This window comes from Methylobacterium nigriterrae (assembly GCF_037106235.1).
Taxonomy (GTDB): domain Bacteria; phylum Pseudomonadota; class Alphaproteobacteria; order Rhizobiales; family Beijerinckiaceae; genus Methylobacterium; species Methylobacterium nigriterrae.
Genome location: NZ_JBAWTG010000868.1, coordinates 1 through 271, shown reverse-complemented (window position 1 = coordinate 271; position 271 = coordinate 1). Strand labels below are relative to the sequence as shown.

At 69.4% G+C, this 271-nt stretch carries 1 protein-coding gene; it reads right to left on the bottom strand.

Translation table 11 applies throughout. The features are described from left to right. Nucleotides 1-7 precede the first annotated feature (7 nt). The coding region (locus WDW90_RS39485; RefSeq protein WP_431311229.1) for a glycosyltransferase family 2 protein at nt 8-271 on the bottom strand (264 nt) is incomplete at its 5' end.

The window sequence follows — 271 nt, the reverse complement described above, 5'->3', positions numbered from 1 at the left end:
GCCGAACCTATTCGAGATCCTCGCCGAAGGTCGTGAGCGACAGGGCGGGATGATAGAAGGGATCGTGACGGATCGTGGCGCGCCAGCGCGCGACGAAACGGTCCGCCTCCGCCTCGAAGCGCCGGCGGGCCGCGCCGATCGCGGGGCCGCGGCTGACGGATTCGAGATGCGCCAGCACCGCGTGCGGCGTCCAGATCGTCCTGGAGCCGGCTGCCCCCAGGCGCAGGCAGAAATCCACGTCGTTGAAATCGACCGGAAAGGCCTGCGCGTC